The sequence below is a fragment of the Amycolatopsis sp. CA-161197 genome, from assembly GCF_050942255.1.
Classification (GTDB): Bacteria; Actinomycetota; Actinomycetes; order Mycobacteriales; family Pseudonocardiaceae; genus Amycolatopsis.
Genome location: NZ_CP192059.1, coordinates 1453485 through 1480114, shown reverse-complemented (window position 1 = coordinate 1480114; position 26630 = coordinate 1453485). Strand labels below are relative to the sequence as shown.

At 70.5% G+C, this 26630-nt stretch carries 24 protein-coding genes; 10 read left to right on the top strand and 14 right to left on the bottom strand.

Annotated features, from left to right (window positions below; genetic code table 11):
* Window positions 1–465 precede the first annotated feature (465 nt).
* From ACQPXB_RS07280 to ACQPXB_RS07260, 5 genes are read left to right on the top strand one after another with little or no spacing between them, the layout of a single operon-like run.
* Window positions 466–1254 (top strand): MBL fold metallo-hydrolase, encoded by a 789-nt coding sequence (locus ACQPXB_RS07280; protein ID WP_432850287.1) that lies wholly within the window; start codon window positions 466–468, stop codon window positions 1252–1254.
* A complete protein-coding gene (locus ACQPXB_RS07275) occupies window positions 1251–1844 on the top strand; it encodes a DedA family protein (protein ID WP_432850285.1) in 594 nt (197 codons plus the stop codon). The genes ACQPXB_RS07280 and ACQPXB_RS07275 overlap by 4 nt, the downstream gene beginning before the upstream one ends.
* Complete coding sequence (locus tag ACQPXB_RS07270) at window positions 1841–3961, top strand: phage holin family protein (protein ID WP_366584374.1); 2121 nt, start codon at window positions 1841–1843, stop codon at window positions 3959–3961. The genes ACQPXB_RS07275 and ACQPXB_RS07270 overlap by 4 nt, the downstream gene beginning before the upstream one ends.
* Window positions 3958–4182 carry a glutaredoxin family protein gene (locus ACQPXB_RS07265; protein WP_366584376.1) on the top strand — a complete coding sequence of 75 codons (225 nt, stop codon included), beginning with the start codon at window positions 3958–3960 and terminating at the stop codon, window positions 4180–4182. The genes ACQPXB_RS07270 and ACQPXB_RS07265 overlap by 4 nt, the downstream gene beginning before the upstream one ends.
* A complete protein-coding gene (locus ACQPXB_RS07260) occupies window positions 4179–4415 on the top strand; it encodes a putative acetyltransferase (RefSeq protein ID WP_386949163.1) in 237 nt (78 codons plus the stop codon). Before ACQPXB_RS07265 ends, ACQPXB_RS07260 begins: the two co-directional genes overlap by 4 nt.
* A 49-nt stretch (window positions 4416–4464) precedes the next feature.
* Here the strand turns inward: ACQPXB_RS07260 and ACQPXB_RS07255 are convergent, their stop codons facing one another.
* The 5 genes from ACQPXB_RS07255 to ACQPXB_RS07235 form a co-directional block, all read right to left on the bottom strand.
* Window positions 4465–5250, bottom strand: a complete 786-nt coding sequence (locus tag ACQPXB_RS07255) for a TetR/AcrR family transcriptional regulator (RefSeq protein WP_432850282.1) — start codon at window positions 5248–5250, stop codon at window positions 4465–4467.
* Window positions 5251–5292: 42 nt separating this feature from the next.
* Entirely contained in the window at window positions 5293–5814 is a 522-nt protein-coding gene (locus tag ACQPXB_RS07250; RefSeq protein ID WP_432850280.1) for a hypothetical protein, read from the bottom strand.
* Between the two features lie 139 nt (window positions 5815–5953).
* Entirely contained in the window at window positions 5954–6148 is a 195-nt protein-coding gene (locus tag ACQPXB_RS07245; protein ID WP_285970096.1) for a ferredoxin, read from the bottom strand.
* A 24-nt stretch (window positions 6149–6172) separates the two neighbouring features.
* On the bottom strand, window positions 6173–7411 hold the full coding sequence (locus ACQPXB_RS07240; RefSeq protein WP_432850278.1) for a cytochrome P450: 1239 nt from the start codon (window positions 7409–7411) through the stop codon (window positions 6173–6175).
* Between the two features lie 154 nt (window positions 7412–7565).
* The gene (locus ACQPXB_RS07235; RefSeq protein WP_366584388.1) at window positions 7566–8192 is read right to left on the bottom strand and encodes a TetR/AcrR family transcriptional regulator; all 627 of its coding nucleotides are present in this window, start codon (window positions 8190–8192) and stop codon (window positions 7566–7568) included.
* A 116-nt stretch (window positions 8193–8308) separates the two neighbouring features.
* On the opposite strand from ACQPXB_RS07235, the gene ACQPXB_RS07230 reads away from it, so the two are divergent.
* The 3 genes from ACQPXB_RS07230 to ACQPXB_RS07220 are packed head-to-tail and all read left to right on the top strand — an operon-like array spanning window position 8309 to window position 12028.
* A complete protein-coding gene (locus ACQPXB_RS07230; protein ID WP_432850275.1) occupies window positions 8309–8962 on the top strand; it encodes a YbaB/EbfC family nucleoid-associated protein in 654 nt (217 codons plus the stop codon).
* A 16-nt stretch (window positions 8963–8978) separates the two neighbouring features.
* Window positions 8979–9296, top strand: coding sequence for a hypothetical protein (locus tag ACQPXB_RS07225; RefSeq protein ID WP_386949179.1), 318 nt, complete (start codon window positions 8979–8981; stop codon window positions 9294–9296).
* Window positions 9293–12028 (top strand): hypothetical protein, encoded by a 2736-nt coding sequence (locus tag ACQPXB_RS07220; protein ID WP_432850273.1) that lies wholly within the window; start codon window positions 9293–9295, stop codon window positions 12026–12028. Before ACQPXB_RS07225 ends, ACQPXB_RS07220 begins: the two co-directional genes overlap by 4 nt.
* A gap of 618 nt (window positions 12029–12646) precedes the next feature.
* Here the strand turns inward: ACQPXB_RS07220 and ACQPXB_RS07215 are convergent.
* A complete protein-coding gene (locus tag ACQPXB_RS07215) occupies window positions 12647–13351 on the bottom strand; it encodes an SDR family oxidoreductase (protein ID WP_432850271.1) in 705 nt (234 codons plus the stop codon).
* A gap of 101 nt (window positions 13352–13452) precedes the next feature.
* Here ACQPXB_RS07215 and ACQPXB_RS07210 point away from each other — a divergent pair, with 101 nt between their 5' ends.
* Together ACQPXB_RS07210 and ACQPXB_RS07205 are read left to right on the top strand one after the other, a co-directional pair.
* Window positions 13453–13941, top strand: a complete 489-nt coding sequence (locus tag ACQPXB_RS07210; RefSeq protein WP_432850269.1) for a winged helix-turn-helix transcriptional regulator — start codon at window positions 13453–13455, stop codon at window positions 13939–13941.
* A gap of 142 nt (window positions 13942–14083) precedes the next feature.
* Complete coding sequence (locus ACQPXB_RS07205; protein ID WP_432850267.1) at window positions 14084–14662, top strand: snapalysin family zinc-dependent metalloprotease; 579 nt, start codon at window positions 14084–14086, stop codon at window positions 14660–14662.
* 71 nt (window positions 14663–14733) lie between these two features.
* Here ACQPXB_RS07205 and ACQPXB_RS07200 read toward each other — a convergent pair whose 3' ends face one another.
* The 8 genes from ACQPXB_RS07200 to ACQPXB_RS07165 form a co-directional block, all read right to left on the bottom strand.
* Window positions 14734–15411 carry a GntR family transcriptional regulator gene (locus tag ACQPXB_RS07200; RefSeq protein ID WP_366584402.1) on the bottom strand — a complete coding sequence of 226 codons (678 nt, stop codon included), beginning with the start codon at window positions 15409–15411 and terminating at the stop codon, window positions 14734–14736.
* Window positions 15408–17567 (bottom strand): alpha-galactosidase, encoded by a 2160-nt coding sequence (locus ACQPXB_RS07195; protein WP_432850265.1) that lies wholly within the window; start codon window positions 17565–17567, stop codon window positions 15408–15410. The genes ACQPXB_RS07200 and ACQPXB_RS07195 overlap by 4 nt, the downstream gene beginning before the upstream one ends.
* Before the next feature lie 27 nt (window positions 17568–17594).
* A complete protein-coding gene (locus ACQPXB_RS07190; RefSeq protein WP_432850263.1) occupies window positions 17595–18956 on the bottom strand; it encodes an ABC transporter substrate-binding protein in 1362 nt (453 codons plus the stop codon).
* A gap of 82 nt (window positions 18957–19038) precedes the next feature.
* The gene (locus tag ACQPXB_RS07185; protein WP_432850261.1) at window positions 19039–20010 is read right to left on the bottom strand and encodes an acetylxylan esterase; all 972 of its coding nucleotides are present in this window, start codon (window positions 20008–20010) and stop codon (window positions 19039–19041) included.
* Entirely contained in the window at window positions 20010–22379 is a 2370-nt protein-coding gene (locus ACQPXB_RS07180) for a glycoside hydrolase family 95 protein (RefSeq protein WP_432850259.1), read from the bottom strand. The genes ACQPXB_RS07185 and ACQPXB_RS07180 overlap by 1 nt, the downstream gene beginning before the upstream one ends.
* A 10-nt stretch (window positions 22380–22389) precedes the next feature.
* Entirely contained in the window at window positions 22390–23304 is a 915-nt protein-coding gene (locus ACQPXB_RS07175) for a carbohydrate ABC transporter permease (protein ID WP_366584412.1), read from the bottom strand.
* Window positions 23305–23313: 9 nt separating this feature from the next.
* Window positions 23314–24279 (bottom strand): carbohydrate ABC transporter permease, encoded by a 966-nt coding sequence (locus ACQPXB_RS07170; RefSeq protein ID WP_386949199.1) that lies wholly within the window; start codon window positions 24277–24279, stop codon window positions 23314–23316.
* A 56-nt stretch (window positions 24280–24335) separates the two neighbouring features.
* Window positions 24336–26399: a fibronectin type III domain-containing protein gene (locus ACQPXB_RS07165; protein WP_432850257.1), complete on the bottom strand. Its 2064-nt coding sequence runs from the start codon at window positions 26397–26399 to the stop codon at window positions 24336–24338.
* Window positions 26400–26630 lie beyond the last annotated feature (231 nt).

The following is a 26630-nucleotide window of genomic DNA, read 5'->3' as shown; positions in this document are numbered from 1 at the left end:
CTTCGCCGGGGGCCGGCCGGGGGAAGGTTAGCCGGGGATATCGACGGCTTTGTTGGGCGGTTGGGTTGGGAGTCGTGTCTGCCGATCGGTGACCATTGGGTAGATGGTTGGCCGGTTCGCCGATGAGCCCAGTAGATGGCTGAGCCGTGTGACGGTGTTGAGGTGGCCGATGGGTAGATGGTTGGCGGTTTTGCCGGTGCGTGTTGTGGGTGGTTGAGCTGCGTAACGGTGTTGAGGTGACCATTGCGTAGATGATTGGCCGGTTCGCCGATGCGCGTGGTGGGTGGTTGAGCTGCGTAACGGTGTTGAGGCGGCCGTTGGGTAGGTGGTTGAGCCGGTGAGCCCGGCGAGCTGTGTGGTGGCCGAGCTGCGGCGCGGACCCCACCCAGGCAGAGATCAACCCGATCAGGGTGCAACCCACCACTCCTCCGGGCGTTTTCGCCCTCATCAGGTGATACTCGAAGCGTGAGAGGCTTGAACCTGCACTTCCTCGGCCACGCGACGACGCGAGTGGAGCTCGGTGGACGGGTGGTGCTGACGGACCCGGTGCTCACCAAACGTGTCGGGCCGTTGACGCGAGTGGTGCCGCTGCCCGATTCGTCGGCCTGGGCGGAAGTGGACACCGTCCTCATCTCTCACCTGCACGGCGACCACCTGCATCTCCCCTCGCTCCGGTTGCTCAGGGAGGCCCGGATCGTCGTCCCGAGGGGTGCGGGCGCGTGGCTCGAGAAACACGGCGTCCGCAACGTCGAAGAAATCGTCCCCGGAGAAACCGTCCAGGACGGCGACCTCCGCATCACGGCGACGGAGGCCGTCCACTCCGGCCACCGCTGGGGACCGCGGCTCACTCACGGACCGCAGAGCCCGGCGCTCGGCCACCTCCTCGAAGCCGACGGCACCAGGGTCTACTCAGCCGGGGACACGGACCTCTTCGAAGGCATGAAGCAGCTCGGCCCCGTAGACGTCGCTCTGCTCCCTGTGTGGGGCTGGGGCCCCAACCTCGGCCCCGGGCACCTCACGCCCGAGCGGGCCGCCGTCGCCGCCGGACTGCTCAAAGCCGCGGCGGTCGTTCCAATCCACTGGGGGACGTTGGCCGTCCCTGGGATCCACCTGACGAAGCAGATGAAGAAGCTCCTCGTGGAACCGCCGGAAATCTTCGCCGAGCACGTGGTGGAAGCGGGCTTGCCGACGGACGTCCTGATCACGCGGCCCGGTGCCGAAGTGACCTTGCCCGCCCCCGAGGAACGGGCGTGAACTGGTCGGACCCGTCGGCGATCGGCTACCCGGCGCTGTTCGGCGGGGTGCTGCTGGGGTCGGTCATCCCGATCGTGCCGACGGGGGCGCTCGTGGGGGCGGCGGCGGCCGTCGCGACGACGACGGATCACCTGTCGCTCCCGCTGGTCATCGTGCTGGCGATCGCGGGTGCGTACCTCGGGGACGTGTTGACGTTCGCCGTGCCCCGGCTCGGGAGCGAGCCCCTGCTGCGCTGGGTGGAGAAGCGCCAGCAGGCCGAGCGGCTGGCGAAGGGCCGGGAGCAGTTCGCGCGCCGGGGCTGGCAGCTGGTGGTGATCGGGAGGCTGGTGCCGGCCGGGCGCATCCCGGTGTTGCTGGCCGCCGGGACGCTGGGATACCCGTGGCGCAAGCTGCTGCCGGCGGGGCTCGTGGCCTGCGTGTTGTGGGCCGTTGCCTATTCTCTGCTCGGCATCGTGAGCGGCGGCATCTTCGATTCGCCGTTGATCGCGACGCTGCTGGCCACGGTGCTCGTGCTGCTGGTGACCGTGTTGTTGACGGTGATCAGCAAGCTGCGCGCGAGGGCGGCCGAACGGACTGGAGGACCTCAGTGACGACACCCGCTCCGTCGAAGGGGCGCCTGCTGGGCGGCGGCCGGGTCGTCGCCCGCGTGGTGCTGGTGTGGGCCGCGGTGACGGGCGCGTTGCGGCTGCTCGACATGTGGCTCGACGGGTTCAGCATGCAGTCGTGGTGGCAGCCCACCGTGTGCGCGCTGATCCTCGGGCTGCTCACGTCCGTGGTGTGGCCGTGGGTCGTGCGGGTCGCGTGGCCGATCGCGTACTTCACGCTCGGCGTGGGCACGTACCTGCTGCTGGGCGCGGCGACGTTGGCGATCCTGCAGGCCGTGCCGGGCGTCGAGCTGTCCGGGTTCGGGACGGCGGTGATCATCACGGTGGTGATGTCGGCCGTCGGCGCGCTGATCTCGAGCGCGCTCGCCGTGGACGAGGACGAGATCTTCTTCCGCCGGGCCGCCCGCCGCCGGCGCAAGCACGCGCCCGGTGAGGACCTCGCCGAGGAGCCGCCCGGCGTCGTGTTCCTGCAGATCGACGGGCTGGGCTACGACACTGTGCGCCGCGCCGTGCGGGACGGGGACATGCCGACGTTCGCCGCGTGGCTGTCCGAGGGCACGCATTCACTCACGCGCTGGCACACCGACTGGAGCTCGCAGACCGGCGCCAGCGTGTGCGGAATTCTGCACGGCTCCAACCACGACATCCTCGGGTTCCGCTGGTACGAGAAGGACCGCGACCACGTGATGGCGTGCGCGCACCCTAGCGACGCGGCCGAGATCGAGCGCCGCCACACCAACGGGCAGGGCCTGCTCGCGGGCGACGGCGCCAGCCACGGCAACCTGTTCTCCGGTGACGCCGAGCACGTGAGCCTCACGATGAGCTCCATCCCGGTCCTGGTGCCGCGCAAGGTCCGCGGCCCGCGCCACGACTCCGTCGGCGCCGGCTACCGCGCGTACTTCGCGAACCCCGTCAACGTGCTGCGGACGTTCGGGGTGGCCCTCATCGACGTGTTCCGCGAGCTGTCCGCGGCCGCCAAGCAGCGTCGCGCCGGCGTGGTTCCGCGGATCCCGCGCGGCGGCTTCTACCCGCTCGCGCGCCCGGGCACCACGGTGATCGCGCGCGACGTGGTCGTCTCCGCGATCATCGGCGACATGCTGGCGGGCCGGCCGGTGGTGTACGCGGACTTCCTCGGCTACGACGAGGTCGCGCACCACTCCGGCATCGAGCGGTTCGACACGCTGGAGGTGCTGCGCTCCATCGACCAGCAGTTCGCGCGCCTGCTGCGCACGAGTCGCATCGCGCCGCGGCGCTACCACATCGTCGGGCTGTCGGACCACGGTCAGACCCAGGGCCAGGCCTTCGTCGACCGCTTCGGCGAGACGATGGAAGCCCTGGTCGGACGCCTGTGCGGCGGCGCACCCGTGGCCGAGCACGGCAAGCGCCGGCAGGCCGAGAGCTGGCAGGTCAACGCGGCGCTCGCCGAGGCGACGAACACCGGCGGCCTGATCGCGCGCCGGCTGCGCTCGCGCGTCGAGGACGCCGAGTGCGCCGAGAACCGGCCGCGCACCACGAGCGGCTCGCCCGGCGAGGTCACGCGCGTGGCGCCCGGCGTGGTCTGCGTGGTGTCCGGGCACCTGGCGATGGTGTCGTTCACCGAGCACGAGGGCCGCGTGAACCTGGAGACGATCGAGCGCGAGTACCCGGACCTGCTGCCGACGCTGGTCGACCACGACGGCGTCGGGTTCATGCTGGTGCACAGCTCGGAGTTCGGCCCCGTCGTCCTCGGCCGCGACGGCCTGAAGCGCCTGGCAACGGGCGTTGTCATCGGCGAGGACCCGCTGGCGGACTACGGCCCGTACGCCGACGAGCTGGTGAAGCGCGTCGACACGTTCCCGCACTGCGCGGACATCATGATCAACAGCCGCTACGACCCGGAGTCGGACCAGTCGTCGCCGTTCGAACGGCACGTCGGCTCCCACGGCGCCCTCGGCGGCCCGCAGCAGCGCGGCTTCATCCTGCACCCGCGCTCGTTCCCGGCGCCCGGCGAACCCGTCGGGGCGGAGGCGGTGCACCACGTTTTCAAGGACTGGCTGACGTTCCTGGGCCACGGTGAGCCCGCTGCGGCTACGCCGGTCGAGGTTTCGGAGGTGGCGTCATGATCGTGTACGGCGCGAGCTGGTGCCCGGACGTCAAGCGCAGCCGCGCGCTGCTCGACTCCCGCGGCGTGGCGTACGACTACGTGGACGTCGAGGCGGACCCCGCCGCCGAGGCCCTGGTGCGCTCGCTTCAGGACGGCGCGCGCCGCATCCCCACCATCGTCTTCGCCGACGGCACCCACCTGGTGGAACCTTCGGACACCGAACTCTCGGCGCGCCTGTGATCCTGCTGGACCTGCCCCTCGGCACCCGGGTCGTCGTCCGCTACCGCGTCGAGGGCGGCTTCACCGACGCCCTCGGCGAGCTGCGGGCCCGCGATTCTTCGTCCTGCACCGTGGAAACGAAGCGGGGCCTCGTGGTGGTGCCCCTGTCCGACGTCGTCGCGGCGAAGCCGGTGCCGCCTGCCCCGGCACGCCGCCGCCCGAAATCGAGCGGCCCGCCACCCGGGGATTCGTGACGGTCAGTGCCCTCACCCGGCGCAGCACCGAAAACTCGCAAGCCCTGAATCAGCGCTCGCGGGCGATGGCCGCCTCGATGCCGTCCAGCAGGAGATCCAAACCCGACTCCAGGCTCAGCCGGGCCTCCCGTTCGAGGTAAGGCTCATCCGACGGAACCGGCGGCTGCTCCGAACCCAGCTGCCCCACCAGCGGGTACCGCGAAACCAAGTCCGGCACCAGCTCCCCCAGCACCGCCGCCCGTGCGGACCACCAGTCCTCTTCGGACAGTCCCGTCTCGCGCGAGGCCTGGCGGGACTCGGCGGCGATCTGGACCGAGCCACGGACCGTGTTCAGCAACGCGCCCACGATCCACCGCACCCGGGCCGCGGGCAGGCCGGTCGCGAAGAGGACCCGCAGCACCAGCTGCTGCATCCGGAACTCCCCCGGCCCCAGCACCGGCCGGGCATACGAAACCTGCAGCAGCCACGGATGCCGCAGGTGGAAGTCCCAGAGCTCGCGCGCCAGGGCGACGATCGCGGGGCGCCAGCCGCCGGACAGGTCGTGGTCGTCGCGCAGCTCGGTGAGCGTGTGGTCGTACATGAGGTCGATGAGCTCGGACTTGCCCGGCACGTAGGTGTACAGCGCCATCGCCGTGCGGCCGAGTCGCTCGCCGACCGCGCGCATGGACAGCGCGGCCATGCCCGAGGCGTCGGCGATCTCCACGGCCGCCGCGACGATGGCGTCCACGCTCAGCCCGGGCTTGGGGCCGGGCCCGCCGCCGCGGGGTGCGACGTCCTTGCGCCACAGGAGCTCCATCGAGCGGCGGGCGTCCCCTTGCCCGGCGAAGACGACCACGAAGGAACCCCCTGTGAAGGCGACTCCTTACAGTATAAAGGGTCAGAAGCCGAGCGCGGTGACCGTCAGCACGTACTTGCCCTGCAGCAGCTCACCGCGCATCTCCGGCGTGATGGCGTTCGACGTGTCGGTGTAGGTGCCCGGCGAAGCGGTCTGCACGGCGTACACGAAGTTGCTCACGCTCGGGTCCACGACGAGGCTGATCGTCGGCGTGAGCGTGGGCGAGAAGCGGTTCACGGCGCGCACGTACGTGAAGACCGAGTGCACGACGGTGTCGGCCGCGGCCGAGTCGGTCGTGCAGCCCGTGGCGGGTGCGGCAGGCAGGCCGGCGGTGGCGTCGTTGAACGCCGTCGCCACCGGGTTCGCCGTCGCGTTCGGGTTGGCGCCCATCTCGGCGACGATGGCCTCGACGCGGGAATCCAGCTTGGCCACGACGTCACCGACCGCCGCGCACCGCAGCGGCGACGGCGGGATCGGCGCGATGGACGCCGAGGCGGGCACGGCGGCCGCCCCGAGGAGGGCCGGCGCGGCGATCAGCACGGACACGAGACGGCGGAACGACACGACGGGTTTCCCTTCCCCGGCAACCAGGACGAGTCACCCTAGCCAGCACCGCGCCGACCACGACATTCCCCGGTCGGGCGTCACACCACCGTGTGGCGCCCGACCGGTTCCACAATGGACAACCAACAACGGACGGGAACTACCCGGCCAGCTCGATCGCCAGCGCGGGACAGATCTGCGCCGCCTCCCGGACCTGGTCGTGCAGCTCCTCGGGCGGATTCTCGTCCAGCAGCACGACGATGCCGTCGTCTTCGCGCTGGTCGAACACCTCCGGCGCCGCGAGCACGCACTGGCCCGCCCCGACGCACCGGTCCTGGTCGATGACCACCTTCATCTCAACAGTCCTTTCGCGGGAGTTTCACCAGGTCACGGGCAGTGAGTGCACGCCGTAGACCAGCATGTCGTGCTTGAAGTCCAGCTCCGCCAACGGGGCCGCCAGTTTCAGCGTCGGGATCCGCCGGTAGAGCGTGCTGTAGACCACCTGCAGCTCGACGCGCGCGAGCGGCTGGCCGAGGCACTGGTGCACGCCGTAGCCGAACGCCACGTGGTGGCGGGCCTTGCGGGTGACGTCGAGCTTGTCCGGGTCGGGGAAGGCGTCGGCGTCGCGGTTCGCGGTGTCCGAAGCGGCGATGAGGCCGTCACCCTTGCGGATCTGCCGGCCGGCGATCTCCATGTCCTCCAACGCGACGCGCCGGCGTCCCGTGTGGACGATCGTGAGGTAGCGCAGCAGCTCCTCCACGGCGTTGGCGATCAGCGGTGCGTCACCGTCGCGCACGAGGTCGAGCTGGTCCGGGTGTTCCAGCAACGCCACGGTGCCGAGCGCGATCATGTTGGCCGTGGTCTCGTGGCCGGCCACGAGCAGGAGCTGGCCCATCGCGGCGACGTCGTCGGCCGTCATGGCCCCGGTGGCCACCTGCTCGGTCGCGAGGCGGCTCAGCACGTCGTCGCCCGGGTCCTTCAGCTTCTGCTCCACCAGCCGACTGAGGTAGGCCAGCAGTTCCTCGATCGCGTCCAGCGACTGCTGCGGCGTGGCCTCCTGCGAGATCAGCACCTTGCTGAGGCGGTGGAACAGCGCGCGGTCTTCATACGGCACACCGAGCAGCTCGCAGATCACCAACGACGGCAACGGAAGTGCGAAGGCCTGCACGAGGTCCGCGGGCTTCGGGCCGGCCAGCATGTCGTCGATCAGCTCGTCGACGATCTTCTGGATCCGGGGGCGCAGGCGCTCCACCTTCTTGACCATGAAGTCGGCGGTGAGCATCCGGCGCTGGGAAGCGTGGTCGGGGTCGTCCATGCTGATGAACGCCTTGGCGCGCTTGCGCCGGGCCGCGACGCCCGGCGACTGCGGCGGGTAACCCGGCAGGTCGGTGTTGGCGCTGACGCGCGAGTCGCGAAGCAGCGCGCGGACGTCTTCGTAGCGCGTGAACAGCCACGGCTCGCTGCCGTCCCAGATCCGGACGCGGGACACCGGCTCGTCGTGCAGCCGCCGTTCGAGCTCGGGCGGCGGGTCGAACGGGCAGCGCCCGCGCGACATCGGGAACTCGGGCTCAGGGGCGGCGGACACGGCCGGCGACGAGGACGAGAGGGCCTCCGTCATCGAAAATCCCTCCTACGGAGAGTTACCAAACGATTGTTCGGATACTTACTGAACACATGTTAGGCAATCTGGTGGAGAGTTGGCCAGCTTCGTGGACAAGATCACCGGGACGGCCGAGAGCAGCCGGGTGGAAACGGGAGAAAACGCCCGTGGCTCAGGCGAAAACGAGCGAAACGAGCTCGTCGACGAACGGCAGGACGGAGTCGGCGCCGCCCCGCGCGGGCGAGTTGTGGAACAGCGCGACGCGGCCGTGGGCGCCGACGAAGGCGATCACGCCGGCCCGCTCGGGCGGCACTCTGAGCGAGAAACCCGCGGCGTCGCAGCGCGCGAAGCCGGTCGTGAGCAGTTCGATGAGATCGGGCAACGGCCCCTGCGGGTACGCGTCGGGCGTCGCGCGAGTGGCGCCGTTGGCCATCATCAGCCGGTGGTGGCCGGGGTTGTCCATGGCGAAGCGGCAGTACGCGTGGATCAGCGCGCGTACGCGGCCGACGACGTCGTCCGGGTCCTCGCTCGCCTCGGCCGCCTCCATCGCGGCGCGCAGCCGCGCGAACTCGTAGTCGAGCAAGCCCGCGACGAGGGCGGAGCGGTCCGTGAAGTGCTGGTAGATGCTGGCGGGCGCGATGCCGACCGCGCGGGCGACGCCGCGGATCGTCAGGCCGTCTTCACCGCCGAGCTCGGACAGCAGCCGGCTGGCCGCGTCGAGGATCTCCCCGCGCAGCCGATCACCCTCGCCCCACCTGTTGCGGGTGCGTCCGGCGCTGACCTCGACTTCTTCCGGCACGTGCCCATTCTTACCGCTTGACCTGCCCGAGCGTCGGATGGGCCGCCTCGTTTCGTCGTCGACCCGTCATCTGCGGTTCACCCCGGCAGGCCGGACATCTCGATATTTTTTTCCTGGTGGACGAGCAGGAGTGGCTGGACGACTTCCAGCGGCGTGTGGACGAGATGCGCGCGAAAAGCGTTGCGCTGCAAGAAAAGGTCACCGAGGCCGAGGGCAAGGCCCGTTCGTCGGACGGACTGGTCACGGTCACCGTCACCCCCAACGGCGCGCTGAAGAACCTGCACATCGACGACCGGGCGCTGCGTTCGTCCGGCGGCGCCCAGCTCACCGCCGCCATCATGGAGACCTACGGCAAGGCCCAGCGGCAGGTGTCGCGCGAGGTCGCCGACGCGCTCGAGCCGCTGGCCGGCGGCACCGAGATGATGGACGTGGTCCGGTCCTTCCTGCCTGCCCCGGAGCCCGAGGAGGACGAGCCGCAGGACGCGCCGCGTCAGCCCGGTGAGCCCGAGGCCGAGGACCGCACTCCGCCGCCGCCCGTGCCGCCGCGGATGCCGCCGGCCGGGGGGATGCCGCCCGGGCGGCCTGGAATGCCGCCGCAGGCGCCTCCGCCGCCTGTGCCTCCGCGGATGCCTCCGCCGCCCGTTCCGCCGGCGCCGCAGTCGGGTCCGCCCGCGCAGCCGCAGCCGCGGCCGGACCAGCAGCCGAGGCCGCAGTCGGGCCCGCACCGCCGCCGTATGGACGGCGACGACGACGAGATGCAGCCGTGGTGACGAGGGAGATGCGCTGATGGACGGGTACACCGTCGAGCCCGACGTGCTGACGACGTACGCGAGTGGTCTGGACGAGCGCGGCGGCAAGGTGACGGCCGCGGCCAACCGCATCCAGGAGGTCAACGGCGGCGACATCAACGCGTTCGGCGTGGTCGTCGGCCAGGTGCTGGGGATCCCGACGCGCATCGCGCTCGGTGTGCTGCACGACCAGGTCAACGGCGCCGCGAAGGCGATCACGGACCAGGCCAACAACACGCGCACGGCCGCGGACCAGTACCGCACCACGGAAACCAACCACGCGCAGGCCATCACGACAGCGGGGACCCCGACGTGACCACGACGTTCGACCCGAACGCCAAGCCCGACTTCGGTGCCGGGGTGGTGATCACCGACTCCAACAAGTTCTCCGGCGCGGGTTTCCTCGACTCGTACTCGTTCCTCATCAAGAGCTGCGAAGACATGAAGACCGCCGACGACTCCGACAAGGCGGCCCTGGGCGTCTCGATCGGGCTCGGTGTGGTGGCTTCGGCCGTGGACACGGTGAAGTTCGCGCTCAACCCGCTGGGCAGCCTGATCTCCGCGGGGCTCGGCTGGCTGATCGAGCACGTGAGCTTCCTGCGCGAGCCGCTCGACATGCTGATGGGCGACCCGGACCAGATCCAGCTGCTGAGCCAGGAAGTGCACACGATCGCCGAGACCATCCGGCAGATCGGCGAGGACCAGAAGTCCTCTTTGGACGGTGCGGTCAAGGACTGGCAGGGCAACGCCGCCGACACGTTCCGGCAGCGCATGCAGGAGCTCGCCGCCGACCTGGACAGCAAGGCCCACGGCACCGACATCGTGGCGTATCTGATCCAGACGAACATGGCCATCATCGCCGCCGTGCGCGGTCTGTTCCGCGACCTCATCACCACGGTCCTCGGCGACATGATCTCCACGATGCTCATCGCCCTGGCGGCGGCCATCCCGACGTTCGGCGCATCCATCGTCGCGGGCGTCGGCTGGTGCGTCACGCAGGCGACGCTTACCGCCACGTCCCTCGGCGCGAAGCTCGCCGCGGTCGTCGCGCAGGCCACCCGCTCCGCCGCGCGCATCGGCAACATCGTCAAGGGCCTCAAAACCCGCCCTGGCGCCGGCGGCAGCGCCGCCCACGCCGGCGACGACATCCCCATGACCCCGACCCCGGCCCGCGGCGGCTCCGGCGGCGGCGCGGGCTCCTCGGGCGCCGGCTCTTCCGGTGCGCACAGCGGCGACGATGCGGCCACTCCCCCGCCGGTGCCGCCGAAGGATGACGTGCCTCCGCCTTCGGGTGGTTCAGGTTCGGGCTCGGGCAGCGGCTCTGGTTCAGGTTCGGGCAGCGGCTCTGGTTCAGGTTCGGGCAGCGGCTCTGGTTCAGGTTCGGGCAGCGGCTCTGGTTCTGGCTCGGGCAGCGGCTCTGGTTCTGGCTCGGGCTCCCACTCCGGCGACGACGCCGCCACACCTCCGCCGCCGAAGGACGTGCCCCCGCCCCCGGGTGGCAGCGGTTCGGGTTCTGGCAGCGGTTCCGGCTCCGGCTCGGGCACCCACTCGGGCGACGACGCCGCCACACCGCCTCCCGCCAGCCACGCCGGCGACGACGTGCCCCCGCCCGCGGGTGGCAGCGGTTCGGGCTCGGGGAGCGGCTCTGGTTCCGGCAGCGGTTCTGGCTCGGGCACCCACTCCGGCGACGACGCCGCCACTCCTCCGCCCCCGACCCACAGCGGCGACGACGCCGCGACCCCACCCCCGGCCTCCCACTCCGGCGACGACGTCCCACCCCCAGTCCCACCGAAGGACGACGTCCCACCGCCCGCCGGCAGCAGTGGCTCCGGTTCTGGCAGCGGCACCCACTCCGGCGACGACGCCGCCACACCGCCTCCCGCCGGCCACGCGGGCGACGACGTACCGCCTCCGGTTCCGCCGAAGGACGACGTTCCCCCACCGGCAACCCACACCGACAACGCGGCCACTCCCCCGCCCGCTTCGCACGCCGGCGACGACGTGCCGCCACCCGTACCCCCGAAGGACGACGTCCCGCCCCCGGCAACCCACGCCGGCGACGACACCGCGACACCGCCTCCGGCCAGCCACGCCGGCGACGATGCCGCCACGCCGCCGCCCGCAAGCCACGCGGGCGACGACGCCCCACCGCCCGTCCCACGAAAGGACGACGTTCCCCCGCCGGCAACCCATGCCGGTGACGACGCCGCCACGCCGCCGCCCGCAAGCCACAGCAGCGACGACGCGGCGACCCCGCCGCCGAGCAGCCACGCGGGCGACGACGCCCCACCGCCCGTGCCCCCGAAGGACGACGTCCCGCCGCCGGCAACCCACGGCGACGACGCAGCCACCCCGCCCCCGGCCTCGCACGCCGGTGACGACGCCCCGCCGCCCGTCCCACCCAAGGACGACGCTCCCCCGCCGGGGACCCACTCCGACGACGCCGCCTCGACCGCGGGCACCCAGGGCAGCCACCACAGCGACGACGCCGCCTCCGACACCGGGACTCACGGCAGTCACCACGGCGACGACGCCGCCTCGGACAGCAGCCACGGCGGCACCCAAGGCAGCCACCACGGCGACGACGGCACACCCCCAGGCAGCAGCCACCACGGAGACGACGGCACCCCGCCCGCCAGTCACCACGGCGACGACGGCACACCCCCAGGCAGCAGCCACCACGGTGACGACGGCACCCCGCCGGCCAGTCACCACGGCGACGACGCCGCCACACCCCCGGCCAACCAGCCGCCGAAGACGCCGTGGACCAAGGCTCACGAGGACTGGCTGAAGCAGCACCAGCCGGACGCCTACGCCAAGTACAAGTACCTCGAGAACCAGCTGAAGGCGAACCACCCGCAGGCCTTCTCGATCCTCAAGCAGTGGGTCGCCGACTCCGACAGCGCCAAGGAAATGTGGGCGTGGCCGGTCAAGGGCGGCCAGGAGATCATGAAGCAGATGCTCGACATCCAGAAAACAGCCGAAACCGGCTGGGCCAACGCCAACACCGGCGGCGGCGACCAGCCCCCAGCAGACGGCGGCCACTAGCCCGCCACGAAAACCACCGCGCCCCTGGCTGCCCACAAGGCGGCCAGGGGCGCGGTGCTTCACCCACACACCAACAAAAGCGTGCCGACGCGCCCGCGCTGCTTGGCGCTCGCTCCTCGGCAGACCACCGAGCCGCCGACACGCGCCCCACGGCCGGACACCGCTACCGGAGCAACCGACCGAAACGACCAGCGGCCAAGGAAAATTCGACGCCCGACAAGCAGCCACCGGCGAAGTCACCGAAACCACCGCGCCCCCGGCAGCCCACAAGGCCACGAAGGGCGCAGCGCTTTGCCTACACATCAACAAAAACCAGGTGAGCCACCTGGCCAGGCGGCTCGGCGCTTCGCCCCTCGGCAGACCACCGAGCCGCCAAGTCGCCCCGCGGCCGGAGACCGCTACTAGGGCGACTGCCCCGCAGCGGCCAACGAAAAGCCGGTCCCTCACAAGCAGAGATCACCGAAACCGGCTGGGCCAACGCCAACGCCAACACCGGCGGCGGCGACCAGCCCCCAGCAGACGGCAGCCACTAGCCCGCCACCGAAAACCACCGCGCCCCCGGCAGCCCACAAGGCGGCCAGGGGCGCGGTGCTTGACCGAACCAGCAAAAGGCGACCGTCAGGAAACCAGCTGCGGGTACTGCCCCGCGATGTCTCCCGACAGGCTGGCCCGCACGGCGCGGCTGACGTCGTCCGCGACGATTTCGAAGTCGCCCTTCTCGAGGCCGTCCAGGGCGAGCGCGGCGATGGCCGCGGGGGCCGACTTGGGGGCCGTGATGTCTGCCGCCATGTCCGTGTCCATGTAGCCGACGTGCAGGGCCGACACGAGGGTGCCCTGGTCGTGGAGGGCGAGGCGCAGGCCGTTGGTCAGCTGGAGGCCCGCCGCTTTGCCCGCGGAGTAGGCGTTGACGTGGGGCGCGGTGAACCACGACAGCACCGAGAGGATGTTCAGGATCGCGCCACCGCCGTTGCGGGCCAGCACGGGGGCGAAGGCGCGCGCCGTCTGCAGCGGGCCGAAGTAGTGCGTCTCCATCTCGAGGCGGACGTCGTCGAGGGAACCGTCGAGAAATGAGGCTCCCGTGGAGACGCCGGCGTTGTTGATCAGCAGCGTCACGTCGCCGGCGGCTGCCGCGGCGGCCTGGATCGAGGCCGGGTCGGTGACGTCGACCGCGAGCGGCACGACACCCGGCAGGTCAACTGACTCCGGACGGCGCACCGCGGCGTAGACCTTCGCCGCCCCGCGCTCCAGCAGAGCGGCGGCCAGCTCCCGGCCCAGCCCACGGTTCGCGCCCGTCACCAGTGCGACAGAACCCTTGATCTCCATCAAAACCAACTCCCAACACACCTGACTTGTTATCTGCAAGCTAGCCGTCACCGACAGTACGGGGTAAACTTGCTTCAAGCAAGCCAGCACGGGAGGAAACCATGGGCCGAAGGTCAAGCTGGGAAGGCACGCCCTGCCCCATCGCCCGCGGCGCGGACGTGCTCGGCGAGCCGTGGACGCTGGTGATCCTGCGCGAAGCCCACGCGGGCACCACGCGCTTCGACGAGTTCCGCACCACCCTCGGCATCGCGGACAACGTGCTGTCCTCACGGCTCGCGCGGATGGTCGAGACCGGCCTGATGGCGCGCGTCCCGTATCGCGACGGCGGCCGCACCCGCGACGAATACCGCCTCACCCAGGCCGGCGCCGACACGCTGCCGGTGATCCACGCGCTGGGCGCCTGGGGCGACACGTACACGCACTCCCCCGCGCCGGGTGAGCCGATGCAACTGGTCCACACGCCGTGCGGCGAGCTCACCCGCCCCGGCGAGAAGTGCGACCACTGCGGCGGCGACGTGCACCGAACCGAGCTCCGCCGGTTCACCAAGGACACGCACGAGAAGGTGCCACTGGCCGAACCCGTCGCCTGAGTCAACCCGCGGATGGTGTTGGTAAATCACCACTTTCCGGACAGTACGAAAGTCGGGTCACAAACAGGGCTTGATTGCCTAGATTCGGCGCAGCGCGCGCAAATCAGGCAAAACTCCCCTCACCCACCCGAGGAGCTTTCCGATGTCGAGGAAGTTCTTGCTGTCCGGCGCCATCGCGCTGGCCGTCGCCGCCGCCCCGCTCGTCGGCGGCACGGCCACCGCCGCCACGGCCGCCACCGACCAGGCCGCGGCCGTCACCACGGTGTACTACAGCACCTCCGGCGCGCCGACTTTCCGCGCGGCGATCAACGCCGGCGCGGCCAACTGGAACCGCTCGGTCACCAACGTCAAGCTGGTCGAACGCTCCTCGGGCGCCTCGCTGCGCTACGTCGAGGGCAACGACCCGCGCGGCTCCTACGCCCAGAGCGACGGCCACGGCACCGGCACCGTCTTCATCGACTACGCCCAGGCCCGCCAGTACGACAACACCCGCATCGCCGCCCACGAGACCGGCCACGTGCTCGGCCTGCCCGACCACTACTCCGGCCCGTGCTCCGAGCTGATGTCGGGCGGCGGCCCCGGCCCGTCGTGCACCAACGCCAACCCCAACGCGCAGGAACGCTCCCGCGTGAACTCCCTGTGGGCCAACGGTTTCCGCACGCTGGGCGCCGGCGGACCGCAGCAGCGCATCTACGAGACGCTGCCCGTCCTGACCCACTGATCCTGCCTGCTTCAAGCACCCCAATGTGGCGTTCGGTGCGCTCAACGCACCGAACGCCTCATTGGGGTGCGTCACATGCGGGACAACAGCCGGTCGCGCGCCACGTCCAGGTGCGCGGCCATCGCCTTGCGCGCCGCGACCGCGCTGCCCGACACGAGGGCCTCGACGATGGCGCGGTGCTCCGAGATCGTCTGCTCGCCGAACGGCTGGTTGTAGTTGAGCCGGAAGAAGTGCAGGTGGCAGTGGGTACGCGCGAACGCCTGCTCCACCGCCGCGTTCCCCGCGATGCGCAGCACCAGCTCGTGCAAACGCGCGTCGTGCGCGGTCAGCGCCTTGTAGTCGCTGTACGCGTCGTGCGCGGGCGCGGCGGGACACGTCGCCAGCTCCGCGCGCAGCGCCGCTGAATGATCGTCCGACATCGCCTTCGCGGCCAGCCCGGCGCTCGGCGGCTCCAGCAGCATCCGCAGCGAGTACATGTCGTCGACCTCGCGGCGCGTCAGCAGCTCGGTCACGCGGTAGCCGCGCAACGGCAGGCGGCTCACCAGCTCCTCGGATTCCAGGCGCGCCAACGCTTCCCGCACCGGCGTGCCCGAGACACCCAGCTCCCGCGCGATCTCGTCGATGTTCACGCGGGCGCCGGGCGCGATGCCGTCGTTCATGATGAGGGCGCGGAGCTGCTCGTAGACACCGTCGGCGAGCACCTGCCGGGCCGGCAGCGCGACGAGCCCGCGCTCCGCGCCCGGCCTCATGACCGGTCCACAGTGGACAGGTCAAGCAGCAGCGCCTGCGCCGGGTCCAGGACCGGCATCGGCAGGCCGGCCACCGCGAGCACGGTGCCCGGCAGTTCGACAGGCCCGTCGACCGCCCGCGTGAACCACTCCGGCGCCGTGACCTCTCGCAACGACGGCAGCCCGGCTTCTGCCCGCACCCGCACGCGATACAGCCGCGCCGGGTCCAGTCCCGGCAGCCGCACGCGTCCGGGCTGTCCCGCCGCACCCGTCGCCAGCCGCGCCCAGCAGAGCAGGGCACGCGTCTCCGAAACCACGCCGTGCAGGTAGGCGTCGGCGTCCGGCAGGTCCGCGCGAACCACGCGCCCGCCGTGCAGCAGGGGCCGGAACTCCTTGTACAGCTGCGCCCACGCCGTGAACGCGGCCAGCTCCGAAGCCGAGCTGCGCGTGAGATCGGCTTCGATCCCGGCGTGCCCGAACAACGCTGTGACCAGCCGGAACGACAGGTCCGTCACGCGCGCGGTCGTGTGGCTGCGCTCCGCGCCGACGTGCGAACCGATCACCTCCGGCGGGATCAGCTGCGCGGTCCAGCGCTGGATCGCCTGCCGCTCCAGCGGGTCGATGCAGTCCGACGCCCACACGCGATCGGTCCGGCCCAGGATCCCCAGGTCGACGCGGCCGCCGCCGCTCGCGCAGCTCTCGATCTCCAGCCGCGGGTGGCGGGCTCGCAACTCGTCGAGCAGCCGGTACAGCGCGAGCGTCTGGGCGCGCGAGCCCGCCCGGCCCGTGACCCGGTCGTACGCCTCGTGCAGCTCGCGGTTGTGGTCCCACTTGAGGTAGTCGACGCCGTACTCGCCCACCAACGCGTCAAGCGAGTCCAGCAAGTACTGGTACGCCTCGGGGTGCGCGATGTTCAACGTGTACTGATTGCGCGAAGGCGCACCCAGCTCAGCGGGCCCGAGAAGCCACGAAGGGTGTTCCCGGGCGGTGTCGGAGTCGAGGTTCACCATCTCCGGCTCGACCCACAGCCCGAACTCCATCCCCAGCGCGTGCACGCGGTCCACCAGCGGCGTGAGACCCTGCGGCCACACCGCACGGTCGACGGTCCAGTCGCCCAGGCCCGCGGTGTCGTCGCGACGACCGCGGAACCAGCCGTCGTCGAGCACGAGCCGTTCCACGCCGACCTTCGCGGCCAGCTCCGTGAGCTCCAGCAGGCGGTCGAGGTCGTGCTCGAAGTACACGGCCTCCCACGTGTTCAACGTCAGCGGCCGCGGCTTGCCCGTGTGCGCGGCCCGCGCGCGGTGGTACGCGTGGAACCGCGCGGCGAGCCCGTCGAGCCCCTCGTCCGACCAGGCGAAACACACCACGGGAGCCACGTACGACTCCCCCGCCGCGAGCCGGACCTCGCCGGGCCGCAGCAGCTCACCGCCGCCCAGCACACTCGCGTGCACGCCCGCGCCTTCGGGCAGCTGCTCGGCGAACCACTTCTGGTCGCCGCTCCACGCCACGTGCATGCCCCAGACTTCGCCCGAGGCGAAGGAAAACCCGGGCTCGCCGACCGTCAGCAGATACGGCGAGTCCGCGCCCGGCTTGCCGCGGCGCACCTCGCGCACGTGGCCACCGAACGCCAGCGGCTGCCGTTGCGGGCTGCGTTCGCGGCACCACTTGCCCGTGAAGTCGAGCACTTCCGCGGCCCGCCGGGGCAGCGGCAGCACGGCCACCACCCCGGCCAGGTCGTACGGTTCGGTGCCCGCGTCCACGTGCCGGGTCACCTTGGTCGCCACCTCCAGCACCCCCGAAGGGGTCAGCCGGTAGGTCAGCTCCACGTCCAGCCCGGACGACGCGTCGGTGAGCTCCAGCGTCAACGCATCGTCGTCCTGGGAAAAGCCCCGCAGCACCGGCCGCGGCACCGCGCCGCGGCCGGCGGTGTGGCCCGACACCGCGGGGGTGCCGGACCACGTCTGCGCCTCCGTGGGCCACACGGAAAACGAGCGGGCCACATCGGGCGCGTTGTTCAGCACCGCGCCCCCGGCGGTCAGCCGCAGTGCCTCGGCGTCCACTTCGGACAGTTCGCCGAGGTCGGCGCCCCAGTGCAGCACGCGGGGCACCGGCCGGCCGAGTTCCACGGCGAAACTCGTGCCGGCGGCCCGCAGGCCGACCACCGTAGGGCTGGACATGTCCTCACTCCTGACTCCCGGGCGTTCCTAGTTCTTGGCGAGCAGCGAAACGCTCTGCTTCTCCATTTCGGGGAACACGTCGTCGTTGCGGTTGTGCGAATAGAACGATTCGAGCAGCGGCTCCTCCGCGGCCTGCACGGCGGCGCCGTTGGCGTACACCTCGGCCGGGTAGAGCGAGCCGTTCTTCAGCATCGCGGTGAACACCGACAGGTCCACGCCCTGCGGCTTCATGGCCGCGGTGGCCGCGTCCATCGAAGCCGGGATCGACGGGAAGAACGTGCCCGTCTTCGAGGCCGCCGTCTGGCACTCCTGCGAACCCATGTACGAGACCCACTTCCAGGTCAGGTCGGGGTTCTTCGTGCCGGCCCAGATCGTGTTGCCGTTGGAGTTCGACGTCAGCGCGCGGGTCTTGCCGTCGGGCCCGGTGGGCGGCGCGGCGATCCCGATCTTCACGCCCGGCAGCTTCGCGAAGCTCGGCGCGGACCAGGAACCCGAGAGCTCCATGGCGACCTTGCCCGAGCCGATCAGGTCGGCGTCGCTGACGGTGGCCTGGCCGGCGCCGGTGGTGAACGTGCCGATCTTCGGCGCGAGACCGCGGTCGGTCAGCGTGCGGATGTAGTTCACGGTCTTGACGAACCGCGGGTCGCTGTAGTTGAACTTCGTCGGCCACTCCGGCTTGTCACCGAGACGCCAGCCCAGCGTCGAGGCGAACGCGCTGAACGTCACCTGGCCGATGAAGTCCTTCGCCGCGAGCTGGCCCATCCCGTAGGAGGCGACGTTGTTCTTGTCGAAGCCCGGCTGGTCGCCGCGCACGCCCTTCTTGTCGACGGTCAGGTGCGCCACCATCTTGTCGAAGGTGCCGCCGTCGTCGGGGTTCCAGCTGAGGTTCTGCACGTCGGCGGCGGTGTAGCCGGCCTTGGTGAGGGCGTCGGTGTTGTAGTAGAGACCGGCCGAGGCCCAGTCGAGCGGCAGGCCGTACTGCTTGCCGTCGGTGAACTTCCACGAGTTGACGCCCACGGAGAACTTCTTCAGATCGAAGTTGTCCTTCTTGATGTAGTCGTCGAGCGGCAGCAACTGGTGCTGGCTCGCGTAGGCCTGCAGGTACTGCACGCTGTCCTGGAACGCGTCGGGCGCGGTGCCCGCGACGAAGCCGGCGGTGAGCTTCGTGAAGTAGTCGGCCACGGTGTACTGGGAGATCTTCACCGTGGTGCCGGGGTTGGCCTTCTGGAACGCGTCGGCGCACACCTGGTAGGCGGCGGCCTGGTGGTCGTCCCAGGTCCACCAGTTCACGGTGTTGCCGCCGGCGTCGGCCGAGCCACCGCCGCAGCCGGCCAGCACTGCTCCGAGCACCGCCGCCAGCCCGGTGGCGGCCCAAGTGCGGATCTTCATGGGTTTCCTCGCTTCCGCGCCACTCGGGACGCTTCTCCACTCCACTGTGGATTTAAAACTTGAGGGATTTCAAAACTGACTTTCAGCTGCCCGGCTTGAGCAGCGACGCGAACGTGGCCAGCACGTTCTCCAGGTCCTGGCCCCCGCCGGCCTCGTGCCCGTTGTACTCCCACACGTCGAGGTGTTTCGGGCCGCGATAAGCTTTGTAGGCACCGAAAACCGTCGACGGCGGGACGATGTCGTCCATCAGCCCGATCGAGAAGTGCGCCGGGGCGGTGGCGCGGCTCGCGAAGCCGACACCGTCGAAATAGGACAGCACTTCGAACGTCCGCTCGACCTCGTGCCGTTGTGCGGCCAGGTAACCGGCGAGCTCGGTGTACGGCGCCTTGCCCGCGATCAGCGAGGCGCGCCGGAGGTCGCACAGGAACGGCGCCTGCGCGTAGAGCGCCGCGACGTCCGGCACGAGCGCCGCCGCGGCCAGGGCGATCCCGCCGCCCTGGCTGTTGCCCGCCACCGCGACCCGGTCCGGGTCGACGACCTCGAGCGCCCGCGCGGCCTCCACCGCGCGCGCCGCGTCGGTGAACACGCGACGGTAGAAGTACGTTTCCCGGCTGGTGATCCCGCGGGTCAGGAATCCCGGGAACGACGGGCCGCTGCCCACCGGGTCGCCGGTCGTGCCGCCCGCGTGCGCGCCGCCCTGGCCGCGGACGTCGACCTGCAGCTGCGCGTAGCCCGCGGAAGCCCAGACCAGCTCCTCGAGCGCGCTGCCGCGGCCGCTGCCGTAGCCGTGGAACTGCACGACGGCGGGCAACGGACCGGGCTGGTTCCTGGGCACGCGCAGCCAGGCGTGGATGGGGTGGCCGCCGAAGCCGGCGTAGGTCACCTCGAACACGTCGAGTGTCCGCAGCACGGTCTCGACCGGGGTGACGGTGAGGTCGAGCTCGTACTTCGCCGTCTCCGCGAGGGTTTCCCGCCAGAACTCGTCGAAGTCTTCCGGGGCCCGGTACGCGCTCGTGTACGTCCGCAGCTGCGCCGGCGGCAGGTCGGTCAACATCAGAACTCACCGTCCAATTCGGACACTTCGCCGACGGCGACCTTGACCGTCGTGCCGCCGCCGGGCCACCGGACCACGACGTCGTCGCCGGCATCGCCGGACAACCGCGTCACCCGAGCCGACACGACCTTCCCGGTCTGCCAGGTGACGTCCACTGCCAGTCCGCCGCGCGCCCGAAGCCCGCGGGCCGTGCCGTCCGGCCACGCCGAGGGCAACGCGGGCAGCAGGTCGATCGCGCCGGCGTGACTTTGCACCACGAGCTCCGCGAGCCCGGCCGGAAAGCCGTAGTTGCCGTCGATCTGGAACGGCGGGTGGGTGCTGAACAGGTTGGGCAGCAGCCCGCCCCACTCGGAGCCGTCCACGGGCGCGTCGCGGTGGCGGTCGCCGGTGAACGGCTGCGTCGCCTCGGAAAGCAGCGAACGCGCGGTGTCCCCGTCGCCGAGCCGGGCGCGCAGCGCGATCTTCCACGCCCACGACCAGCCCATCGCGCCCGGGCCACGGCGGTCCAGCAACGCGGTCGCCGCCGCGCCCAGCTCCGCACCGGCGGTGATCTGGTCGAGCGGGTACACGGCGATCATCTGCGACATGTGCCGGTGCTTCGGGTCCTGCTCGGGCAGGTCCTCGGCCCACTCCGCGAGCCAGCCGCCGTCGGTCACGCGCAGCGGACGCAGGCGCGGCAACGCCGCGGTGATCTCGGCCGCCACCGGGTGCTCGATGCCGAGCGCTTCGGCCGCCGCGAGCGTGCGCGAGAAGACCGCGCGGATCAGCGCAGTGTCCATCGTCACCGACCAGGTCAGCGACTCGGGCTCTCCGGCCTCGGAGACGAACAGGTTCTCGGGTGACGTCGAGGGGATCGTGTCGAGGAACCCGTCCGGGCCTTCGGTGAGCCAGTCGAGGCAGAACTCGGCGCAGCCCTTGAGCAGCGGCCACGCCGTCTCGCGCAGGAACGCGGCGTCGCGCGTGAAGTCGTAGTGGTCCCAGGCGTGCTGAACGAGCCACGCGCCGCCCATCTGCCAGATCGCCCACGACGGGTTGCCGTGGCCCATGCCCACCGGCAGAGCCCAGCCCCACGGATCGGTGTTGTGGTGGGTGACCCAGCCGCGGGTGCCGTAGAGCTCCCGGGCGACGTCGGCGCCCGTCACCGCGAGCTTGCCCAGCAGGTCGAACAGCGGCGTGTGGCACTCGCCGAGCCCGGTCGTCTCGGCGGCCCAGTAGTTCATCTCGGTGTTGATGTTCACGGTGTAGTTCGACGACCACGCCGGGCGCAGCTCTTCGTTCCAGATGCCCTGCAGGTTCGCGGGCGGCGCACCGGGCCGGGACGACGTGGCCAGCAGGTAGCGGCCGTAGGCGAACATCACCGTGGCGGTGAGCTGTTCGTCCTTTCCGGACAGGACGTCGGCGGCCACGTCGTAGGTGCCCGCACGGTGGTGCCCGAACTGCAGGCTCGCCGCCGCGAGCAACGGCCGGAGGTCGGCTTCGTGCTTTCGCAAGAGCTCATCGGCGCCCTCGGCCAACGCGGTCGCGGCGGTTCCGGCGGCCACGGCCTGGTGGCGTTCGCGGGACCGGGGTGCCGTGCCGGACCAGACGTCGGCGGCGTTGGTGGAGCTGGCCATCGTCAGCAGCAACCGCGTCGCTCCGGCCACGCTGAGCGTGCCATCCACAGTGGACACTGCGCCGTCCGCGTCGAGCCGCAGAGCGAGCGCGCCGAACGGGTCGTAGCCCGGCCGCGCCCGGTCGGCGTAGCGCAGCGGCTCGGCGACCTCCGGTTCGTGCTTCGGGGCGCCGTCCACCGGCAGCTCGATCCCGAGCGTGATCCCGCTGTCCTCGACGAGCCGCGTGACCTCACGCAGGGGCGTGCTCAGCTCCACGGCGAGGTCGACGGGCGCCGACGCCGTCAGGGAAATCACCAGCGCGCCGGCGGGCCGGCTCGCCCACACCGCACGGTCCACAGTGGTCCCACCAACGGACAGTCGTTCGCTGACCACACCGTTGGCCAGGTTGAGCTGACGGCCGCGGCTCTCGCCGTCCGGCAGCGTCACCCAGACGTCGCCCCACGGCAGGAACTCCTGGCTGTACGGCCCCTCGAACGACATCAGCAACGCTTCGGCCCGCCGGTAGTCCCGCGCTCGCACGGCCTCGCGGACCTCCGCCAGCCGCTGCGGTCCGGCACCGGCGGCGACGACGTCCGCCAGCGCGTCGACCGGGCCGGCGGGAGTGCCGGACCAGACCGTCGCGTCGTTGAGCTGCACGCGGCTACGGCCGGCGCCGCCGAACACCATCGCGCCGAGCCGGCCGTTGCCCACGGGGCTCGCCTCGGTCCACTCGACCGCGGGCGCGGCCCAGCCGAGGCACAGATCTTCGTTCGTCACAGCAGTTCTCTCACTTGAGCCCGGTGAACCCGATGGAGTTCACGATCCGCCTGCCGAACACCATGAACACGAGCAGCATCGGCAGCGCGGCGATGATGGTCGCGGCCATCAGGCCCGACCAGTCGAGCGCCTCCTGCGGCGACGACTGCTTGAACACCGCCAGCGCCAGCGTCAGCGGGCTCGTGGACGTGTCGGACGAGACAAGCAACGGCCAGAAGTAGTCGTTCCAGGTGTTGATGAAGGTCAGCAACGCGAGCGTCGCGATCGGCGCCGAGCACATCGGCAGCACGATCCGGAAGCACACGCGCAGCGGTCCGGCGCCGTCGATGATCGCGGCTTCCTCGATCTCGGTGGAGAGCCCGAGCATGAACTGGCGCAGGAAGAAGATGTTGAACGCCGAGAAGAACGCGTTGGGCAGCACCAGGCCGGCGAACGTGTTGAGCAGGCCCAGGTCCTTCACCAGCACGAAGTTCGGCAGCAGCGTGAGCACCTGCGGCACCATCAGCGCCGTGAGCAGGATGGAGAACACGGTGTTGCGCCCGCGCCAGTGCAGCCGCGCGAAGGCGTAGGCCGCGATGGCGGAGAAGAACACCGTGCACACGGTGAGCAGGGCCGCGTAGATGATCGAGTTGCGCAGCGCCAGCGTCAGGCCGAGCGACGCGCCGGAACCGCCCTGCGCCGCGGCTTCGGCCGGCGACGCCAGCCCGAGGGCGCGCTTGAACGCGCCGAAGGTGAAGTCGACCGGGAAGAACGACGACGGGTCGGTGGAGAGCGAGTAGTTGTTGGACAGCGCGGTGCGCAGCATCCAGTAGAACGGGAAGATCGTGACCAGCAGGATCACCACGACGTAGGCCCAGGCGAGGATGCGGCCCACGGACACGGGCTTGCGTGTGCGGGCGGGTGCCGGTCGAGTCAGCGTAACCATGTCCCTGCCCTAGTTCGTGTCGGATTCGTTGGCGCGCGCCATGCGCAGCTGCGTGAACGTGATGGCGATGAGGAGGACGAACAACGCGAGCGACATCGTGGCCGCGTAGCCGAAGTCGAACTGGCGGAACGCCTTGTTGTAGATGTACATCTGCAGCACGTTGGACGCGTTCTCCGGCCCGCCCTGCGTGGTCACGGCCACGATGTCGAAGATCTGGAACGAGCTGATCACCGTAAGGATCACGACCATCACGAGGATCGGGCGCAGCAACGGGATCGTGAGGCGGCGGAACATCTGCACCTCGCTCGCGCCGTCGATGCGGCCGGCCTCGTAGATCGTGGCCGGGATCGTCTGCAGGCCCGCGAAGATCAGCACCGCGTTGTAGCCCATGGACTTCCACACGTTGATCGCGGCCAGCGTCGGCACGGCCCAGCCGCCGGAACCGAGGAACAGCACGGGGTGGCCGAAGATCTTGGTGATCAGCACGTTGAGGATGCCGAGGCTCGGGTCGAGCAGCAGTGACCACGTGAGCGCCGTGACCACGCCGGAGATCAGGAACGGCAGGATCAGCAGGCCGCGCACGGTCGTGGAGGCCGCGAGCCGGTGCAGGATCACGGCGGTCAGCAGCGACACGAGCATGCCGAGGACCACGGACAGCACCACGAAGTAGATCGTGACGAGCAGCGACTTCCAGAACACACCGTCGCTGATGAGCTCCGTGAAGTTGGCCAGGCCGATCCACTTCGGAGCGGACAGCACGTGGAACTCGGTGAAGCTCAGGTAGATGCCGCGGAAGGTCGGGTAGGCGAAGAACACGCCGAACCCGAGGATCGCCGGCAGCACGAGCAGCCACGCGATCTTGGCGTCGTGCCGGTGCGCGGCGGCGCCAGGCCGGGTCCTGCGCGGTCTGTCCACCCGGGACGCCGCGGCGGCGCCTCGCACGGGAAGGCTGTTGTTGTGCGTGGTCACCACCACGGCGTCTCCTCACTCGTGTCCGTGGGTGGCGGCTTTCACCGCCACCCACGGGGTTGTCAGACGGTCAGCTGGTCCACGTCGAACACGCTGTCGCTCGGGTTGCCGAAGATGACCTGGTTGTTGCCGGCCATCAGGTAGATCGGCACCGTGATCGTGCGTGCGGTGTTCCAGTCGTTGTCGTTCGTGCCCGGCGCGGGGAGCCGGAACGAGCTGCCGTTGACCGTGACCACGGCCGAGCGGCTGGTGTCACCGTCGACGTAACCGAGCTTCACCAGGTACGTGCCTTCGGCGGCGACCTTGATGTTGTTCATGGTCAGCAAGCCGCTGCCACCGATGTAGCCGACCTTCTTGCCGCCGGAGCAGGCGCAGTCGTACACCGTCGCGCCGCCGCCGGGGCTGCCGTTCTCCGCCTCGTAGACGACGGGGCCGGTCGCGGCGGGCGTCACGTAGGACACCGCGGTGCTCGCGGCGGAGCTGCGGCCGAGGCGGTCGTGGGCGACCACCGTGAAGGTGTACGACGCCGAAGGCTTGAGGCCGTTGACGGTCGTGCTGGTGCCGCTCGCCGAGGCGACCTTGCGGCCGTCGGCGAGCACGTCGTAGCCGGTCACCGGGGCGAGCTTGCTCGCCGACGCGTCCCAGGCCAGCGAGACGCTGGTCGGGGTCGAGGCCGTGCCGTGGACGACGGCCGGGGCCGAGACCTGCACCGGGTTGACCGGGGTCAGGCGCAGCAGCTTCGAGCCGTGGACGGGCAGAGTCGCGGTGAAGGAACCGTTCCTCAGCCCCAGTTCCTGGTGGCTCCAGAGGTCACGGGCCTTGGCCGCGCCGGTGAGGCCGAAGTCGCCGAAGTTCGCGGTGACCGACGTCGGGGCGGAGCCGAGGTTGAACAGCGCCACCGTGTAGCTGCCGTCGGCGTTGCGGGCGTACCAGACCTGCTGGTCACTCTTCTGGCTCACGGGCTTGGCCGGCACACCGGCCTGGTCGACGGCGATGACCTCGTCGTTGGTGAGCAGCTTGGTGCCGTAGTCGTCGAGCTGCGTGAGGTCGTCACCCAGGTAGAGCGGCGCGGATTCGATGGCCCAGAACGTCATGTAGCTCTGGCGCTCGGCCTCGGTGATGCCGTCCATCTTGCCGCTGCCGACGTCGAGGGAGTCGAGGTTGTTCCAGTGGCCCGGGCCGGCGTCGGGGATGTACTGCACGACGTCGTTCCAGCGGCCCTTCACCGAGTTGTTCCAGGTGACGAGGGTGTCGCAGTAGCACTCGACGTCCGTGTCGATGCGCCAGCCGTTGGAGTTGGCCTTCCAGGTGCCGATCTGGTTGTGCGACAACGACCACGACAATACGAACTGCATCGGGCGGCCGGTCTTCTTCAGCGCGGCCGACCACGCCTTCACGTCGGGGGTGTTGTCGTGCGCCGCGTCGCCCTTGAACGAACCCGGGCCGACGCCGTCGAGCTTGAGGAAGTCGACGCCGAAGCCGGCGAGCACGTCGGCCTCGGACTGGATGTAGGCCTGGGCGCAGGGGCTGGCGAAGTTGATCTGGTACGACTGGTTGTCCCAGCCGCTGGTCTGGCGCAGGTCGGGGTAGACCAGGTCACGCGTGTGGCAGTCGGTGGTGCCGAAGATCGGCGAGTTGCCGTCGTTGTAGGCCTTGAGGTCCAGGCCGACCGCGAGGTAGGAGCCGAGCTTGAGGCCCTTCTTGTGCACGTAGTCGGCGACGTACTTCATGCCGTCGGGGAACTTCTTCGCGTCGACGACCGGGCGGCCGTACTGGTCGAAGGAGCCCACCCAGCCGGCGTCGATGTTGACGTACTCGTAGCCATGCTGCTTGAACTTCGCGGCCAGGATGTCGGCCTGCTGCAGCACGTGTGCTTCGTTGAGCCAGCTGCCGCCGCCGGTCGGGTTCACGCCGGGGTAGTTGGTGGACTCGAGGCTCCAGCTGCTCCAGCCCATGTAGGGCTTCTGGGCGATTTGGGTGCTTTTCTGGGTGTTCTGGATGTTCGGGGTGTTCTGCGTGGGTGCGGCGGAGGCGGGGATCTGGATCGCCGAAAGCGTCAGCACCGAGGCCGCGATCCCGGTGAGCACGGCGAACTTCCGTCTCCCGGTTCTGCCCGATGTTGGCATGACCACTCCTTCGAGGTCGGACCTTGGCACCGGACGGCCCGCGCGCCGCCCGGAGTTCCTGCTGACTTCAGCCACTTCGGGGGTGGGCTTCAGTCGCTGAGCGCGCCCAGACATCGGAGGTCCTGGCGCGGAAAGTCACTCGTTGCCGGCGTTCTTCGCGAAGCACCGGCCGGCCGGCGGCGGTGACCGATCGCCGTCCCGCATCCCGGGACGACGACCTTTCGCCTTGCT

Excerpts from the sequence above, each read along its gene's own strand:
- ACQPXB_RS07200 (WP_366584402.1), bottom strand. The coding sequence starts at position 15,411 with ATGAGGCCGGGCGCGGAGCGCGGGCTCGTCGCGCTGCCGGCCCGGCAG.
- ACQPXB_RS07215 (WP_432850271.1), bottom strand. The coding sequence starts at position 13,351 with ATGGAGATCAAGGGTTCTGTCGCACTGGTGACGGGCGCGAACCGTGGG.
- ACQPXB_RS07225 (WP_386949179.1), top strand. The coding sequence starts at position 8,979 with ATGGACGGGTACACCGTCGAGCCCGACGTGCTGACGACGTACGCGAGT.
- ACQPXB_RS07265 (WP_366584376.1), top strand. The coding sequence starts at position 3,958 with ATGATCGTGTACGGCGCGAGCTGGTGCCCGGACGTCAAGCGCAGCCGC.
- ACQPXB_RS07240 (WP_432850278.1), bottom strand. The coding sequence starts at position 7,411 with ATGACGGAGGCCCTCTCGTCCTCGTCGCCGGCCGTGTCCGCCGCCCCT.
- ACQPXB_RS07210 (WP_432850269.1), top strand. The coding sequence starts at position 13,453 with ATGGGCCGAAGGTCAAGCTGGGAAGGCACGCCCTGCCCCATCGCCCGC.
- ACQPXB_RS07185 (WP_432850261.1), bottom strand. The coding sequence starts at position 20,010 with ATGTTGACCGACCTGCCGCCGGCGCAGCTGCGGACGTACACGAGCGCG.
- ACQPXB_RS07165 (WP_432850257.1), bottom strand. The coding sequence starts at position 26,399 with ATGCCAACATCGGGCAGAACCGGGAGACGGAAGTTCGCCGTGCTCACC.
- ACQPXB_RS07245 (WP_285970096.1), bottom strand. The coding sequence starts at position 6,148 with ATGAAGGTGGTCATCGACCAGGACCGGTGCGTCGGGGCGGGCCAGTGC.
- ACQPXB_RS07195 (WP_432850265.1), bottom strand. The coding sequence starts at position 17,567 with ATGTCCAGCCCTACGGTGGTCGGCCTGCGGGCCGCCGGCACGAGTTTC.
- ACQPXB_RS07190 (WP_432850263.1), bottom strand. The coding sequence starts at position 18,956 with ATGAAGATCCGCACTTGGGCCGCCACCGGGCTGGCGGCGGTGCTCGGA.
- ACQPXB_RS07205 (WP_432850267.1), top strand. The coding sequence starts at position 14,084 with ATGTCGAGGAAGTTCTTGCTGTCCGGCGCCATCGCGCTGGCCGTCGCC.
- ACQPXB_RS07175 (WP_366584412.1), bottom strand. The coding sequence starts at position 23,304 with ATGGTTACGCTGACTCGACCGGCACCCGCCCGCACACGCAAGCCCGTG.